The sequence below is a fragment of the Limosilactobacillus sp. genome (assembly GCF_040772465.1).
Classification (GTDB): domain Bacteria; phylum Bacillota; class Bacilli; order Lactobacillales; family Lactobacillaceae; genus Limosilactobacillus.
In genome coordinates, this window is the sequence record NZ_JAXGYB010000003.1 from 1 (window position 1) to 15,517 (window position 15,517).

The following is a 15,517-nucleotide window of genomic DNA, read 5'->3' on the forward strand; positions in this document are numbered from 1 at the left end:
ACCGTTAAGCTGTCGTTAATCACAACAGCAATTAATATTCTAACAAGCTGATGAAGAACTGTCAAGAACAAATTTTTAAAATTTGAAGCGCTTCAACAGCCGCCAAGATAGAATATCATATTGCCACACTACATGTCAAAACTAAATTTGATTAACATGACATGTCTTGGTGACAACGGTTATTAACTATAACCGCAAATCCACACTCTGTCAACAAAAGATTTGAAAAAATTCAAATTTGTCGAAACAATAGCTAGATTGACCAAGTTAATTATGTTGAACATCCTTGGCATCCCCTATAAAAATTGCTAGAATAGGGCAAGTTAATCATGAATAACAAAGGAGATACTTGTGCCAAATTTCATTGACTTCATAATCCATATTGATTCACATCTGATTACTATCGTCAACCAATATGGCAATGCGACCTACCTAATACTATTTGCGATTATCTTTATTGAAACAGGGGCAGTCATCATGCCCTTCCTGCCAGGTGACTCACTGCTGTTTGCTGCTAGTGCACTGGCGGCAAACCCAAAATACAATTTAAATATCTGGTTATTCTTTACACTATTTCTACTTGCATGTCTCAGCGGCGACTCCATCAACTTCTGCATTGGCCACTTCATCGGTAAAGGCCTATCCAATCATTCTCTTTTCGGGAGATTGATTAACAAAGATAGCCTAGAAAAGGCAGAAGCGTTCTTTGAAAAATACGGAGCGATGGCAATCATTCTTGCAAGATTCATGCCAATCATCCGTACCTTCGCTCCCTTCTCTGCCGCAGGATCAGGTTTTGCCTATCGCCGATTTATTCGTTTTAGTTTCACGGGTTGCCTACTATGGGTTGCCCTCTGTTGTACTTGCGGGTACTTCTTTGGCAACCTACCATTTGTTCAAGAACACTTTTCAATTATCGTACTAGGAATAATTGTGGTATCGCTCATACCTGCTGTCGTCGGTTTCATCCGTTCTAAAATAACAACTACGGAAGAATAGCAAAATCCCCTAGGTTGGACCCAAAATCCAACTTAGGGGATTTTTTAGAATCGCCATTCATCAAGAGAATTAACGGTATAAGTTGGTTGAACATTGAAATCCTTCAACTCTTCAGGACGTGTTAGTCCAGTAAAGACAAGCAAAGTATCCATATCCTCATTGATTCCAGCCATAATGTCGGTGTGATAGTTATCACCGACCATCAAAACCTGATCCTTTTGAAGGCCATAACGCTGCAATGCCATTTCCATGATTAAGCGATGCGGTTTACCAATCATAATGGGCTTAGTCTGAGTTGCATATTCAACTAATTTGACCAGAGATCCTGCACTAGGAATCATTCCCCGCTCACTCGGCAAATTTGTGTCACCATTAGTACCAATAAACTTCGCACCATTACGAATTGCTAACGTTGCAATTTCAAATTTATGATAAGTAACATCAAAATCTAATCCTACCGTAACAAAATCAGGATTTTTGTCAGTTAAAATGAATCCCTGATCCTGCAAAGCCATCTTAAGACCATTTTCGCCAATCGCATAAACTTTACGTTGATTATCAGAAGCAAGTTGATTTTTGAGATAATCAGCTGCAGCAATCGCACTGGTGTAAACATCATTTGGTGAAGCATCGATGCCATGCTGGTCACGCAATTTTTTCACAACATCCTCTGGCGTGCGAGTGCTATTGTTAGTCACAAAAATTAAACGCTTGCCAGCTTTTCGCAGACGTTTGACAAATCGCCCTGCAGCCGGGATGCGTTGCTTACCACGATAGATAGTACCATCAAGGTCGACAAAATAAGCCTGATAATCCTTCAAAATTAATCTTCCTTCCGCCGTCGCATAACAAACTCCCGCTTACGACCCTTTCTGACTTTTTTTACTTCTTGATGATGACGTTCATGCACTGGTGGAGCAGTCAACTTGTCATGACGTTCGCGAATAATGGCACCGCTATGATGACGACGATGACGCGGGCGACGACGCTTTTTGTTATGGCTCTTCTGAACTGCTAAATTGTGGACGACAAAATAAGGACAGCCAAAATTGCAATTTTCGTATAAATAATCTTGAAGCGTCGCGATTCGACGATCCACTGCAATCTTCGGATGGTCATTAGCATAGAAACCGCGGAGACGTAGCTGACCATAACCCAAATCACCCACAATGTAGTCATATTTGGCAAGAACCATGCTGAAGCGATTAGCAAAAGCCTTTGCATCAAAAGCATCGCGATTGTTAAACACCAATTCATAACGGTGCCCATTGATCGCAAAATGAGTGTCGTCTTCTACAGTGGCATGATAGATATCAGCCCGCTGCTCCTCACGCTTGTCGATATAATCCTGAATTTTTGTGCGGTTCATCAGAACTACTCCTTCAAAAAAGATACAATCCAATCATACAAAATTATCCACGCTTAGCAAAGTCTTCTGCTTTGCCTTTCACCATCATTTCGACTTCAGTCATTGACAGCGGAGCGCCGAACGGCACTTGATGTCCTAAATACGCAAGTTCTGGTGAATCAATACCTACGTTAATATTTTCCTTATGCGGCATCGAATAGTGGTGAATATGACCATGCAAATCAATAATTTGCGGTGCAATCCCTAACCACAATGGATAATGCGTCATGTAGTACTGACGATGATCGAACTTGATCAATTTACCAACATCGTGAAATTCAAACTTCGGGTAGCCACCGAACTCAAAGTTATGTGCTGCCAAATACTTAAATAAAGCTCTTGGATCATGATTTCCTTTGATCAACACTAGGTGGCCATTAAGTTCTTTTAAAACGTCAAAAATGGCCTTATAAGCCCGCTTAGGCGGCCTTAAGAAATATACGGCAATATCGCCTAAATGGTAAACAATGTCATTTGGCTGCACCTTGGCATTCCAATGATCGATGATGGTTTGGTTCATCGCACCAACATCGCTAAACGGCCGCGGTGCAAAATCATCAATACCTAATAAATTCTGATCAAAAAAATGTGTATCGGCTGTTACAAATTGCATCATACCACCCCATTACAAAAAGCCGGCTGCCTGGATGCAGCCGGTCATTCAAAAATATTATAAATGATTCTAATTACTTATTAGCATCTGCTTGTTTCTTTAAACGCAGAATATCATGAACAATCATCAATTCTTCGTTTGTAGGAATAAGCAGGGTCTTGATCTTAGCATCCGGCGTAGACAAATCACGTTCAACACCACGAACGTTATTCTTTTCTTGGTCAATCTTAACGCCAAAGTAAGACAGTTTGTCAGTAACTGACTTCCGGAAGCGAATATCATTTTCACCAACACCAGCAGTGAAGACGATGGCGTCAGCACCATTTAATTCGGCTAAGTATGAACCGATGTAACGAACGACACGGTTGTCGAAGATCTGCAGAGCGATTTGGCAACGTTTGTTACCCTTCTTAGCACCCGCTTCAACATCCCGCATATCACCTGATACACCAGAAATACCAAGAACCCCAGACTTGTGGTTCAAAATGTCAATCATCTTGTCATTGTCAATGCCCAGTTTGTCCTGAACAAATGAGACCAGAGATGGGTCAACATCCCCTGAACGGGTAGCCATCGTAACACCTGCCAGTGGTGAGAAGCCCATTGAAGTATCGTAGGACTTACCATCCTTGATAGCACAAACAGAAGCACCGGCCCCAATGTGGCAAGTGATCAGTTTAAGATCCTTCAGTGGTTTACCCAACATCTTAGCTGCACGAGCAGCGACATAACGGTGACTAGTACCGTGAGCACCATACTTACGAGCACCGTATTTTTCGTTCCATTCATATGGAACACTGTAGAGGGCGTTGTATTCAGGCATAGTAGTGTGGAAAGAAGTGTCAAAGACCGCAACAGCAAAAGCATGTGGCAAAACCTTCCGGAATGCCTTGATACCTTCCACTTCAGCAGGGTTGTGCAGTGGTGCAAATTCAGCATCATCACTGATTTCCTTGATTACTTCATCGTTAATCACAGCTGAGTCTTCAAAGTCACGCCCACCAGCAACAATCCGGTGACCAACGGCACTGATCTCGTCATAATTTTCAACGATCTTCAGATTAATCAGTTGTTTGAGCAAGTAGCTAACGGCATCCTTGTGGTTAGCAAATGGTTGCTTATCTTCGTGGACCTGGTCATCCCCATACTTGATCTTGGCATGACCCATGTCCATCCCGATACGTTCAATCAAGCCTGAAGCGATGACGTCTTCACTAGGCATATTGAATAGCTTGAATTTAACCGTTGAACTACCAGCGTTAACTGCAATAATCTTTGACATAAATTGCGACTCCCTTCGCTCTAATCCTTCGTCTTTAAATTTGTGGCAACCCACTGATCAATTTCCGCAATAAAACGTTTGAATTCGTTTCGTTTGGAAAGGGGTGGGAATGCTCCTAGCAGAACCTTTGGTGCCTGGTGACTATTGCCACCTTGTTTTTGAAGCAGCAACAGAGACTTTTCAGCTGCTGCACTCGTAAACAACTCATCAGGCAAGTTAATTAGTCCCTGCAAGTGCGCTACCTTTTGGATCCATTTGACAAATGATGCAGATTCTTTGGTCTGAAACATGTTAGATGGAACCAAGAAAAGGCCAAAACCACCTGGACGCAGATAATTCATCGTCTGTTCAATCAATAAGTGATGAACGTAGGAATGTCCTTTATGCGCCCGCGTTTGGTAATTACTTGCCCTTTGGTCGAGTGGGTAATAACCAATCGGTAAATCTGCAACCGCTAAATCACACTGTGGAACATCCAACGGGCCGATAGCGTCTTGGTGATAAAGCTGCACATCGAGCCCTTGAAGTGCTGTACTTGCGCTTGCAATTGCCAACATGCTTTCGTCATTATCAATGCCATAACCAGTAAAAGGTTCGTTGGTTGCCCCATGTAGGTGGTTCATAACGGTCGTTAATAAATTAGCCGTCCCTACTACCGGGTCAAGAATTGTTGTTGGTCCATTGATGTTAGCCACACGGCCCAATAGAAAAGCCATCAGTAAACCCAGTGAATCAGGCGTTAACTGGTGATTAGCCTGAATGGAGTCCTGTTTAAGAACTTTCAACAAGCTTAATTGTAACATTCGTCTGATGTCTTCAGCTGTCTTGTCCTTCAGGTTTAACTGGCCATAAATTGCCTCCAGTTGCTTAACTTCCGAAGGATCCGGCTTACCGTCCTCAACTTGGACCTTGCCACCATCCACCAAATTTTCTGCATTTTCTAACAATGCATCCATATAGGAGCTGCGCAGTGAATGCTGCAACAGCTGCGTTGCTTTGTCAAAATGAAGAAATAAGTCCTCTGCTGTTTGTTGAACCAGGATTGTCACTCCTATCTTGATACAGTCGTACCAATCTCAGTTTATCTATTTTTTTCTGGAAATTCAAGACTTGAAGCCGCTTAGCTAATCGATCAACTTGTAGATTGCTTCCTAACTTTGGCCTGATCCAAGTTTCTTTTCATTTGCAAACGCATCTCCCGGATTTGACGTTGTTCTAAATTAGCTTGTTCGCGAAAATTTTGATATTGCCAAATCAGTGCCATGCTAATAAACATCATAACCAAAATTGCCAACACCAGGGCGCTAGCTTGGCTTCTTAGCTGGCTGTTTACCTGAGTGTGTTGGGTTGGCGAAGCAAATAATCGCATGATGTGTTTGGCCTTCACGATTCTTCACCTCCACATAAACACGTTGTCGATCAAGTTGCCTGTAACGCAACGTCCTCTTAGCAATTGGACCATAAAGAGGCAAATAACCACGATTAGCTCCCTTGAGATACATAACAAAATGATTACTACAAGCTAAAGTGTATTGTTTGCCATTAATCTGACTTCGTAATTCGACTTCATCCACACCTACATGGGTAACCTTCCGTAATTCCAGCTTTCGCTTTGGCGATTCCATCTCCAATAAAAAATGGTACCAAGCAACTGGCTCCGTCAAATTTTGGTGATTAATTTGGCCAGCACTGTGAACCCCAAATGACGCTGCCACTGCAACGATCGCAACCACAAATAAAGCCAATAAACATTCAGCAAGGGTAAAAGCGGCTAGTTTGGCATTCTTCATGAGGATTCCTCCCATAGCACTTGAGTGCCGCGCATGACCGTTACACGATAGGGCGTCGCAATTGCCTTGTATGGATAATCATTACGAATAAAACGTTGGCGATGATGACTCAAACCATCGCTGCTTTCTTTTGCTAAACGTACTATCCGCAAAGTAGTGCTCATCTTTTCTCTTTGGATTTTCAGCTGGTTTTCACACATTGCCAACCACGTTAAAACCATCACCAAAATTGTTAAGGCAACCAAACTATCTGCCAACACGAAGGCATTAACTTTATGATGCTTCTTGTTCAAGTTTAAAACCTCCCCAACCCATTTGAATTTTCAAGCGGTAAATCCTATCGTCAATTTCAGATGTAAATTCTTCAGTCTGTGGACTGACAAAGCCATCTTCACCTATTTGAATAGCGCCGAAACAAGTTGGCTTCAAAGTCTTAGGTAAGGCAATTGATTCTCGTTTTCCAAAACACATTCGTTGATTTTGAATTGTAATCCGACAGGGCTCGCCTGTTTCACGGGCCCGCGTTGTCGCTTTGGACCATTCTGTTTCCACTCGCTGGAAAAATTCATTTTCGATCGCACGCTGCCGGCTTTTTGTCATTTGTGGACTAAAAAAAGCGATAATAATTGCCGTTATGAATAAAACTATTAAAGATTCCACTAACGTAAAAGCCTTAGCCTTCATTGTTGCTTAGCCTGCCCATTTTGGACCACGATATGTTCATCATGTGCCTTTTTAACCTGAGCATCAGTCAAATAATCACTCTGTCGCAGTTGTGACAAACTGCCAGCCTTTTTTCCATTATCGTTTTCATAAAGATCGAGCTGAGTTTGGACAACCGTCACCATCGCATTTCGATGAATCCTCACTGCATGCTTTCGTTCAGAAGCTAGGTTGGGTAAAATAATTAATACCAAGAGACTGATAATAAAGAGGACAATGGCCATTTCAATTAACGTGAATCCTTCTTGCTTTTTGAACAACTTATGCATCAGTACACCCCCTGCAATGAATGATATATTGGCAACAAAATACTCATATACATGCCAATGATCATAATGGCAACAATTAAGAACATCAGCGGCTGAACAAAAACTAATAAACGTTCAATTGTTTCCAGTAAACGCTGAAATAACAAATGTCCAAACACTGCTAATTCATCGGCTAATCTTTCTTGAGTTAACCCCTGCTGTAAAAAAATCGTCAATTCTGCAGGTAAATATGGGCAATTATCAACTAATTTCACCATGCTCCGTCCACCCTCATTAATGCTAGAGAGACGCTGTCCCCACCAGCACAGTAGTGAATTATTATTAAATGACGTTGCAACCTGGCAGCACTCCCTAAGAGATAGACCGTGTCCCAACAACATTGCCATCGTACTAACCAAGTAGTAGCCATAATATTGACGATACATCTTACCAACAACTGGCCAACTACAACGTGCACGAACTCGTGATTCAACATCTTTTTTCTGCCAACGGAGATAATATGCAAATAAGTAAATGATGACAAAGCCAACAAGAAAAGCTGCTATCCCTTGCCATGGTATGATTTGCCAATGAGAACTCAACTGATTACCTTGCCAGGTCCGCAACTCAGGATATACAAAAATTCCCAGAGCCACCATCATTGCCCCTAATAAAAAAATCAGGAGAATAGGGTACTGCAGCAGTGCAATCAACTTGCGACGTTGACGCTGTTGGGCCAGTAAAAAATCCCCTAATTCTGCTAACGTCGACCCCAATTGGCCATGCTGTTCAGCCAAAACTAACTGCACATACAAATCGGCATTGACCATTTCATTGACCGCCGTGGCAAAAGAATCACCATTAGTCAACGCTCTTTCGACGCGTTTCAACCAAAAACGATCTTTGGGCATGACACGCTGAGAAAATTGCACGCTTTGTTGAAGCGAAAAACCGACACTCAATAGCTTGGCAATGAGGACGAACCAAGACGCCAGCCGTGACTGTGAAACAGTTTTTTTCTTAGCCGTTGTTAAATTTCGTGGCCATTGCCGATTCAATTTTTTCTTCAGTAACTGCTTGTGCCAAATGGTGTCGCCACTCATCGCTCATTCCCCCACTCTTTTTATTAATAATCGTGTCATGCAAATCTTTGCCCAACAACAAATCAAACAAAACAGCCAATTTGTCTGCTTGGTCTGGTATTAACCGCTGATAGCAGACACCGGTTAACGTCTGATCTAGATAATATGAATCGGCACCTAACTGACGCAGGCGTGCAATTACTCCGCTCGCTGATCGTGCATGAACGATTGCTAATACTAAATGACCGCTTAATGCAGCTTGTATCGCCATCTGGGTTGTCTCACTATCTCTTATTTCACCAATGATAAACACCTGCGGGCGGTGACGAAGTCCCACTCTTAATAAATCCTGGTAATCCATTCCGGCCAATCGATTCACCTGTAACTGTAAGAAAGTCGGTTCGCGAATTTCGACTGGATCCTCAATCGTCATCACGACTCCTGAACGAAACATCGTGGCAAGACGATACATCGTCGTGGTTTTGCCCGATCCAGTTGGACCAGCAAAGAGCACCATCCCCCGTTGATTAACAGCCTCCTTAAGCTGTCGCCACTGGTCAGGAACCAATAACCCAAATCCTTCGCGACTTAATTTATAAATGAAACGGGCAACCAACGATTCCCGGCCCTGAAAATCCCCAACTGTTGACAGACGAACATCAACATGTTCACCTTCCGCCCATTGCAATGCACCAGCTTGCGGACGACGATGTTCACTGACGGCCATATTAGCCTGGTACTTTAAATTGGCAATCCAACGGACAGCTTGACTGTTTTCAACCATCTGTAGCAAACACAAATGACCGCCAATATTGGCCAACAAGCGATAATCATGAGCAGTAGGCAACAGATACATGTCTGACGCACGTTTTTGAATTAATTTAGTAATAATCAAGTTTAAGGATATTTCCACGTCTTTCACCCCCTGTACTAATAAAGTACGCAAAGGGATAAAAAAATACCGCTTCTCATTTGAGAAACGGTATTAAAAAACTCTCCGCGATTACGGAGAGTTTCGAATTATATGACAAGCTTAGTTGTCTTCTTGAATGTACCCAGCTTCGTAGATGTCAGCCACATCGTCGTTGTTTTGCAATTCGTTGATGAGGTGTTGATACTGGTTGACCTTGTCATCAGGAACCTTGGTCTTGTTTTCAGGGATCATGGTAACTTCAGCAGTATCCAGGTCGTAACCCTTACCCTGCAGAGCATCACGAACCTTAGTCAACGAACTTGGATCAGTTGAAATGATGAACTTTTCATCCGTCGACTTCATGTCATCAGCACCAGCATCCAATGCATCCATCATGACATCGTCTTCGCTCTTATCTAATCCATCACGCAGAATTTCGATCAGGCCTTGGCGATGGAACATGTATGCAACGGAACCATTGGCTCCGAGTGAACCGCCGGCATGAGTGAAGGCAGAACGAACGGCAGCAGCCGTCCGGTTCTTGTTATCAGTCAATGCTGAAACCATTACAGCTACACCACCTGGAGCATAGCCCTCGTACGTAATTTCTTCGTAGTTGGCACCACCAGCACCAGTAGCCTTGTCAATAGCACGCTGAACGTTCTTCTTCGGCATGTTAGCTGCATTAGCTTTTTCCATGACCAGACGCAGCTGAGGGTTGTTCGCTGGGTCAGGATCACCTGCTTTAGCAGCTTGGTACAAATCACGGGAAATTTTCTGAAAAATCTTGCCACGCTTAGCATCCTGAGCGTTCTTACGCCCTTGAATGTTATGCCATTTTGAATGTCCTGACATTACAAACTCCTCTTTTCATAAATAATTAGTCAAACAAACACGATGATTTTACCAAAAAACATCAAAGACTTCAAGTTAAAACTATCGACGGAAGCCCAACAAAAGATGAACTAACAAACAAGCAATCGCCACAACTGCACTCACTACGGTGATGGTCCAGCCTACACTTGCTACATCTTTGACTACCCCGACGACAGAAGCAGATAAATCTGGTAAAGCTTGGGTAGCCTCTAAGACTATCTGCCGGGTCAAAGTAATTGTCACGGCTAACAAAACCGTCGCCACAATCCCTGACCAGGCGACGAGCTGAAGTACATATCGTCGAAAAATGGCCGTGACCAATTGAACAACAGCTAAAATGCCGCTGATGGCCATCACAGCAACGTCCACCAAAGTGGCAGTGTGCAAACCGGTGGTAAAACTTCTCACGGCGTCATTATTAACCTTCTCATTGACTGCGCTATTCAGTTGCGTGCTAATCGCATTAATCGAACTGCCCGCCAAAGAGCTATCAATGCCATAAGAGCTGAGTGTCCCACTCACTGATGACTGCAACTGATTAGTAATCGGCGACAGGTCTAACGAGATTCGCTGATTATCATAGACGTCACTAACTGCTTGCTTGACCAAACTATTAGTGTCCTTCTTAGTCAGAATTGAGTGCGGTAAATTATATTGTTCAAGGGCACTGTCAACTGCTGAATCAATTTGGTCAGCAACAGCCGTCGATCCCGCCTCTCGAACTGCAAATTGTTTATTAAAAATTGTCCGGTATAACCAGAATGACGCTAAAAAGAGCCACAAAACGACTGCAAAGCCAATAACCTTTCGGATGCGCAAATGATTATGATTTTGGGGCTGAGAAGGAGCCTCACTAACATTGTCCTGTTCATTAAGACCCTGTTGTCGGCGGTATTCTTCACGCGAAGTCAAGCCGGATCACCTACCGAGTAGATTGACGAACACTGAAGCCGTGTTCCAGGAGAACATCTTTTTCATCGTCTTCTTCATCCTTTTTGTCCATCAGTTTAGTTAAAAGACGCATTGCCACCGCGCCAATATCATACAGCGGTTGAGTTACTGAAGTCAGCATTGGTCGTACTAAACGGGTTTCCTTAGTGTCATGGCCAGAAATAATCTGGAAGTCATTAGGCACTTTCACACCGGCATCGGTGAGCCCATTAAGCAGTCCGGCAGCCATGTCATCTCCTGTAACAAAAGCAGCCTTTGCCCCGCTTTGCAGTACTTCTTGAGCTAACTTATAAGCCTGGTCATATGATTCATGAGCTTGAAAGACCAACTTATCGTCATAGTCCTGACCAGTATTTTCCAGAGCTTGCTGGTACCCAGGCAGGTAATGGTCGGTGAAGATCTTGGTGTTCTTAGCATCAACGACCATGGCTACCGGTTCGTGTGTTAAGTTAGCCAATCGTTCAACGGCTTGGCGAGCAGCTGTCCGGTAGTCAATCCGTACAGTTGGCAGTTTGTCATCATTAGTGACTGAACCCGCTACAACAACGGGCACTGTACTAGAGTCGAATTCTTCGCGCAATTCATCACTGACGTCACGTCCCATAAAGATGATGCCATCCACTTGCTTAGCCAATAAGCCGCGTACAACTTGCACCGTCTTCTGACCACCCAAGTCGGTGTTGGTCAAAACGATGTTGTACTTATACATAGTAGCAATGTCATCAATACCTTGGGCCAATTCAGCGAAATAGGTATTGGTGATTTCAGGAATGACGACACCGACAGTCGTCGTCTTTTTGCTTGCAAGGCCACGAGCCACTGCGTTAGGGCGGTAGTTTAACTTTTTAATAACATCTAAAACTTTTTGACGCGTAGCTGGTTTGACATTTGGGTTGCCATTAACAACCCGTGAAACCGTCGCCATTGAAACTCGTGCTTCACGGGCAACGGTGTAAATGGTAACTGATTGTTTTTCCATTATTAAGCCCTTTCTTTGTTAAGATAATTAGTTTTCATTCATTTTCATAAAACTCGCACCTAATATAGCAGACATTTATCATTAGCGCAAATGTTCTGCAAAATAAAATAAGACAAATGTCCCAAATAATCAGCCAATAGCCAACTGAAAGATAAGAAAGGCCCCTGTTGCCGTAGCTTGCGACAAAGGAGCTCTAATTAAAATTAATTTTTTTGATCATCCAAATTAATGACAATGTCATCATCAGAAGAGTCATCTGCACGTTTGGCACGTTGTAGTTCATCACGGATAGCAGCTGTCTCCTCATCAAAATCAGCATTAGTAAAGTGATCAGCCACTTGATCTGCACGGTCCTTGACAGCATCAGCAACTGACTGCCACTTACCGCCTGAAGCCATCCGATATTTATCTAAAGCCACACTAGCGAGATCAAAACTCTCCAGGGCAAAGTCCGTCGCCGTATCTACGGCTTCGTACCAACCGCGTTGGAACTTACGAGCTAAATGTTGGCGTTGTTCAGGTGTCAACGAACGCCAGCCTAAGTAAGCACTGCCGGCGCCTAATAATAAACCAGCGGTAAATTTTTTATTCATTACTTCGTACCCTCTTTCCGGTTTCCACGACGCAGCAACTTCCCGGCCAAGTTGAAAAGGACCATTTTACCGGCACTTCCAGCAACTTTTTCAACAGCCGTAACACTGCGTTGGCGTTCACCTAACTTGTCAGCAAGCTTTCGAGCAGCTGCGTTAACGTCACTAACACTTTCGCTGACGTCAGCGACTGCCTTAACTGCTGGGTCGAGTTGTGCTGATTTATCATTAATGTCGTCTAACAGTTCATTGGTGTTATTGACTACCTTATCCACACTTTCACTCAGCGTGTGTGCATCATTGGTCAAAGATTTCAGCGATTCTTCAGTTGCCTGCAAAGTCCCTGCAAGTCGGTGCAGAAAAATCCCAACAAAGCAAACCAAGATTACCAGAGCGATTGCTGCGATCAATCCTGCAATTTGTCCAACTGTCATTGCCAACCCCTCCTTCAAATATCCATCCCAGAATATCACGAAAAGCCAACCATTCGCAACATTTGCTCTGTTGATCCTCCAAAAAGGCGATGATAAGATGAACATAATTCGATAGGGGAAAATTAATAATGATAGAATCCATTAATCCAAATTTATTAAAACAAACCAACCAAATCAGCAAATACCTAACCAATTTTAGTTGGGACGAGCTCGGCCAGCATTTAGTGAACCGCTGCCTATCACTCATTTTAGTGACACTGGTCTTCATGCTGGTGCTATGGTTAGGCAAAAAGCTAATCAACGCTGGCTTTCAACACTCCAAAAAGCGACTGTCACTTAGTGGTCACCGCCTAGCAACTTTCAATTCGTTGGCAATCAATATTTTCCGTTACACCTGCCTTTTCTTCTGGCTCTCCGGCCTTCTGGAAATACTAGGGGTTCCTGTTGGAACACTGATTGCCGGTGCTGGTATTTTTAGTATTGCTCTTGGACTTGGGGCGCAAGGTTTTGTGGCAGACGTCGTCAACGGCTTCTTTATCCTGATGGAACAACAAATTGACGTCGGTGACGTGGTGGAGATTGACAACATTAAAGGATCGGTTACCTCACTGGGTTTACGTACCACCCAAATTACTAGTTCAGATGGTACCCTCAATTTTATCCCCAACCGATCAATCACTGTCGTGCGTAATTTTAGCCGCAACAACATGGTTTCAACCGTCGATATCAATATTCCTAACGATGCTCCATTAGCCAAAATTGAAGAAATCGTCAAAAACGTGAACCAAAGCTTAGAAAAAGAAGCCACCTCTTTGATTGGCAAACCCCAGATCGTCGGACCAGTTACCATCAATGGTCACCTCGTCTTTCGAGTACTGTTGACCAGTAAAAATGGCCACCAAACACAACTGGGAGCCCGGGCCCTAGCGGATTATCTCAAAGCTTTTCGGCAGCACGGCATTTCATTAAATACCCAAAGCACCATAACTAAATAAAAACTGGCAACCAGGCCCATCTTCATAAGATGATACTTGGCTGCCAGTTTTTTATTATTGAATTCCCGGATGATTATCATGCATCACAAAATCTAGTGCTTCCATCAATTTTCGCCGGGTAACGATTCCACAAAAGACACCGTCTTCAGCAACCACCGGCACGAAGGACTGATTCAATAGAAGCTGATAATTACCTTCAAAATCATCAGGATCATGGCTAACGGGTGCTTCAGTATTCATCGCGTCAGCGACCGTAAGCTGATCCAGTTTGTTAAAGTCAAATTTCGTCGTTTCCATCAGCTGGTCATTGATCATCGCTAAGGAAAGCTGACCGCGGTAATGATTATGGTTATCGATGACAACAATTTTGGCAAACTTATCGGTTGTCAGAACGAGGAAGGCATGGCTCAATAAATTATCAACGTTAACCGTTGCTACCCGGTTAGCAGGCACCATGTAGTTATTATGCCAACGTGTTAGTTCGTCCTGAATCTTGTTGTTAATCATGGCACCCTCCTAGCGCGGAAAGCTATAATGCAGGTTATCAACGGCATTCATCTGCCGGTCATAATACTGCACATCGACCTGGTGTGGCGCCGTCGTGACGATTGCAAAGGTGCCGCCCAGTTTAGCATACTCACCCCTTGGCAGGCTCGTACTACCGGGGTTGATGAACAGCGTTCCATGACGCATTCCACTCAAAAGTTGGTGGGTATGACCAAACGCAACGATGGTAGCCTTCCGTCGCGTTGCCTCATTTTCCAGCTGACCGATGCCGTAATAAACACCATAACGGTCACCATGAGTCAGAAAAATCCGTTCATCTCCCTTTTTCACTAACAGCTCTTGTGGATAATCAAGATGCCAGTCGTTATTACCCTTAATGCCGGTAAAAGGAGCCATTGCCGGATCATCAGGCTGCATCGTCGAATCACCACAGTGATACATGGCATCGACATCATTAGCGAAAGTATCAGCAATTTTGCGCAAAATGGCGGCGTCACCATGGTTATCACTCGCAAATAGCAGTTTCATTACGCTTCCCACCATCCTTCAAATTGTTTCATCAAAGCACGCATGGCTCGTCCACGGTGACTGATGGAATTCTTTTCCTCATCACTGAGAATGCCCATCGGTTTATTCAACTCGTCGACGTAGAAAAGTGGGTCGTAGCCAAAACCGTTTTCTCCGTGAAGCTCATGGAGAATGTGTCCCTTGACGTTGCCATCAACAACTAACTTTTTGCCGTCTGGTTTTAGGCAAACGATCGTCGTATGAAAATGTGCTGTCCGTTTTTCATCGGGTACATCCGCCATTTCTTTCAGTAGCTTAGCATTGTTAGCTTTGAAATCATGATCGCCCGCATAACGCGCTGAATGAATGCCAGGAGCACCATTCAAGGCGTCCACACAGATGCCTGAATCATCAGCCAAAACCGGCAAATTAAGGTGATCCACAGCTGCCTTAGCCTTAATCATGGCATTCTCTTCAAATGTCGTTCCGTTTTCGTTAATCGGAAATTGGGGAAAATCCTTGAGAGTTTGAATTTTAATACCATAAGGATGAAACAGTTCCGCGTACTCACGCGCTTTTCCCATATTCTTAGTGGCAATAACTAACGTTTTCATGTTAAT

General features: G+C 43.5%; 21 protein-coding genes. 2 read left to right on the plus strand and 19 right to left on the minus strand.

Going from position 1 to position 15,517, the window contains the following annotated elements:
- Positions 1-351 precede the first annotated feature (351 nt).
- Entirely contained in the window at positions 352-999 is a 648-nt protein-coding gene (locus tag AB3114_RS03655; RefSeq protein ID WP_367341911.1) for a VTT domain-containing protein, read from the plus strand.
- 44 nt (positions 1,000-1,043) lie between these two features.
- Here AB3114_RS03655 and AB3114_RS03660 read toward each other — a convergent pair whose 3' ends face one another.
- The 16 genes from AB3114_RS03660 to AB3114_RS03735 form a co-directional block, all read right to left on the minus strand.
- A complete protein-coding gene (locus AB3114_RS03660; protein WP_367341912.1) occupies positions 1,044-1,820 on the minus strand; it encodes a TIGR01457 family HAD-type hydrolase in 777 nt (258 codons plus the stop codon).
- Positions 1,821-1,822: 2 nt separating this feature from the next.
- The gene (locus AB3114_RS03665; RefSeq protein ID WP_367341913.1) at positions 1,823-2,368 is read right to left on the minus strand and encodes a YutD family protein; all 546 of its coding nucleotides are present in this window, start codon (positions 2,366-2,368) and stop codon (positions 1,823-1,825) included.
- Positions 2,369-2,411: 43 nt separating this feature from the next.
- Positions 2,412-3,020 (minus strand): metallophosphatase, encoded by a 609-nt coding sequence (locus tag AB3114_RS03670; protein WP_367341914.1) that lies wholly within the window; start codon positions 3,018-3,020, stop codon positions 2,412-2,414.
- Between the two features lie 73 nt (positions 3,021-3,093).
- The gene (locus AB3114_RS03675) at positions 3,094-4,302 is read right to left on the minus strand and encodes an acetate/propionate family kinase (protein ID WP_367341915.1); all 1,209 of its coding nucleotides are present in this window, start codon (positions 4,300-4,302) and stop codon (positions 3,094-3,096) included.
- A 20-nt stretch (positions 4,303-4,322) separates the two neighbouring features.
- Positions 4,323-5,351 (minus strand): class I SAM-dependent methyltransferase, encoded by a 1,029-nt coding sequence (locus AB3114_RS03680; protein WP_367341916.1) that lies wholly within the window; start codon positions 5,349-5,351, stop codon positions 4,323-4,325.
- Positions 5,352-5,606: 255 nt separating this feature from the next.
- Positions 5,607-6,092 carry a hypothetical protein gene (locus AB3114_RS03685; RefSeq protein ID WP_367341917.1) on the minus strand — a complete coding sequence of 162 codons (486 nt, stop codon included), beginning with the start codon at positions 6,090-6,092 and terminating at the stop codon, positions 5,607-5,609.
- Complete coding sequence (locus AB3114_RS03690) at positions 6,089-6,385, minus strand: hypothetical protein (protein ID WP_367341918.1); 297 nt, start codon at positions 6,383-6,385, stop codon at positions 6,089-6,091. The genes AB3114_RS03685 and AB3114_RS03690 overlap by 4 nt, the downstream gene beginning before the upstream one ends.
- The gene (locus AB3114_RS03695; protein WP_367341919.1) at positions 6,366-6,776 is read right to left on the minus strand and encodes a prepilin-type N-terminal cleavage/methylation domain-containing protein; all 411 of its coding nucleotides are present in this window, start codon (positions 6,774-6,776) and stop codon (positions 6,366-6,368) included. Before AB3114_RS03695 ends, AB3114_RS03690 begins: the two co-directional genes overlap by 20 nt.
- A complete protein-coding gene (gene comGC, locus AB3114_RS03700) occupies positions 6,773-7,084 on the minus strand; it encodes a competence type IV pilus major pilin ComGC (RefSeq protein WP_367341920.1) in 312 nt (103 codons plus the stop codon). Before comGC ends, AB3114_RS03695 begins: the two co-directional genes overlap by 4 nt.
- On the minus strand, positions 7,084-8,166 hold the full coding sequence (locus AB3114_RS03705; protein WP_367341921.1) for a type II secretion system F family protein: 1,083 nt from the start codon (positions 8,164-8,166) through the stop codon (positions 7,084-7,086). Before AB3114_RS03705 ends, comGC begins: the two co-directional genes overlap by 1 nt.
- Entirely contained in the window at positions 8,084-9,058 is a 975-nt protein-coding gene (gene comGA, locus AB3114_RS03710; RefSeq protein WP_367341922.1) for a competence type IV pilus ATPase ComGA, read from the minus strand. The genes AB3114_RS03705 and comGA overlap by 83 nt, the downstream gene beginning before the upstream one ends.
- A 120-nt stretch (positions 9,059-9,178) precedes the next feature.
- Entirely contained in the window at positions 9,179-9,913 is a 735-nt protein-coding gene (locus AB3114_RS03715; RefSeq protein ID WP_367341923.1) for a YebC/PmpR family DNA-binding transcriptional regulator, read from the minus strand.
- An 81-nt stretch (positions 9,914-9,994) separates the two neighbouring features.
- Entirely contained in the window at positions 9,995-10,846 is an 852-nt protein-coding gene (locus tag AB3114_RS03720; protein ID WP_367341924.1) for a hypothetical protein, read from the minus strand.
- A gap of 10 nt (positions 10,847-10,856) precedes the next feature.
- The gene (gene ccpA, locus AB3114_RS03725; RefSeq protein ID WP_367341925.1) at positions 10,857-11,864 is read right to left on the minus strand and encodes a catabolite control protein A; all 1,008 of its coding nucleotides are present in this window, start codon (positions 11,862-11,864) and stop codon (positions 10,857-10,859) included.
- 203 nt (positions 11,865-12,067) lie between these two features.
- Positions 12,068-12,457 (minus strand): hypothetical protein, encoded by a 390-nt coding sequence (locus tag AB3114_RS03730; RefSeq protein ID WP_367341926.1) that lies wholly within the window; start codon positions 12,455-12,457, stop codon positions 12,068-12,070.
- Positions 12,457-12,888 carry a DUF948 domain-containing protein gene (locus AB3114_RS03735; protein ID WP_367341927.1) on the minus strand — a complete coding sequence of 144 codons (432 nt, stop codon included), beginning with the start codon at positions 12,886-12,888 and terminating at the stop codon, positions 12,457-12,459. The genes AB3114_RS03730 and AB3114_RS03735 overlap by 1 nt, the downstream gene beginning before the upstream one ends.
- Before the next feature lie 128 nt (positions 12,889-13,016).
- Between AB3114_RS03735 and AB3114_RS03740 the strand changes: the two genes are divergently transcribed.
- Entirely contained in the window at positions 13,017-13,883 is an 867-nt protein-coding gene (locus AB3114_RS03740; RefSeq protein WP_367341928.1) for a mechanosensitive ion channel family protein, read from the plus strand.
- Between the two features lie 54 nt (positions 13,884-13,937).
- On the opposite strand, the gene cbpB is transcribed toward AB3114_RS03740, so the two are convergent.
- The 3 genes from cbpB to AB3114_RS03755 are packed head-to-tail and all read right to left on the minus strand — an operon-like array spanning position 13,938 to position 15,511.
- Positions 13,938-14,390, minus strand: a complete 453-nt coding sequence (gene cbpB, locus AB3114_RS03745) for a cyclic-di-AMP-binding protein CbpB (protein ID WP_367341929.1) — start codon at positions 14,388-14,390, stop codon at positions 13,938-13,940.
- A 9-nt stretch (positions 14,391-14,399) separates the two neighbouring features.
- Positions 14,400-14,918 (minus strand): YfcE family phosphodiesterase, encoded by a 519-nt coding sequence (locus tag AB3114_RS03750; protein WP_367341930.1) that lies wholly within the window; start codon positions 14,916-14,918, stop codon positions 14,400-14,402.
- A complete protein-coding gene (locus tag AB3114_RS03755; RefSeq protein WP_367341931.1) occupies positions 14,918-15,511 on the minus strand; it encodes an XTP/dITP diphosphatase in 594 nt (197 codons plus the stop codon). Before AB3114_RS03755 ends, AB3114_RS03750 begins: the two co-directional genes overlap by 1 nt.
- Between the last annotated feature and the right edge of the window lie 6 nt (positions 15,512-15,517).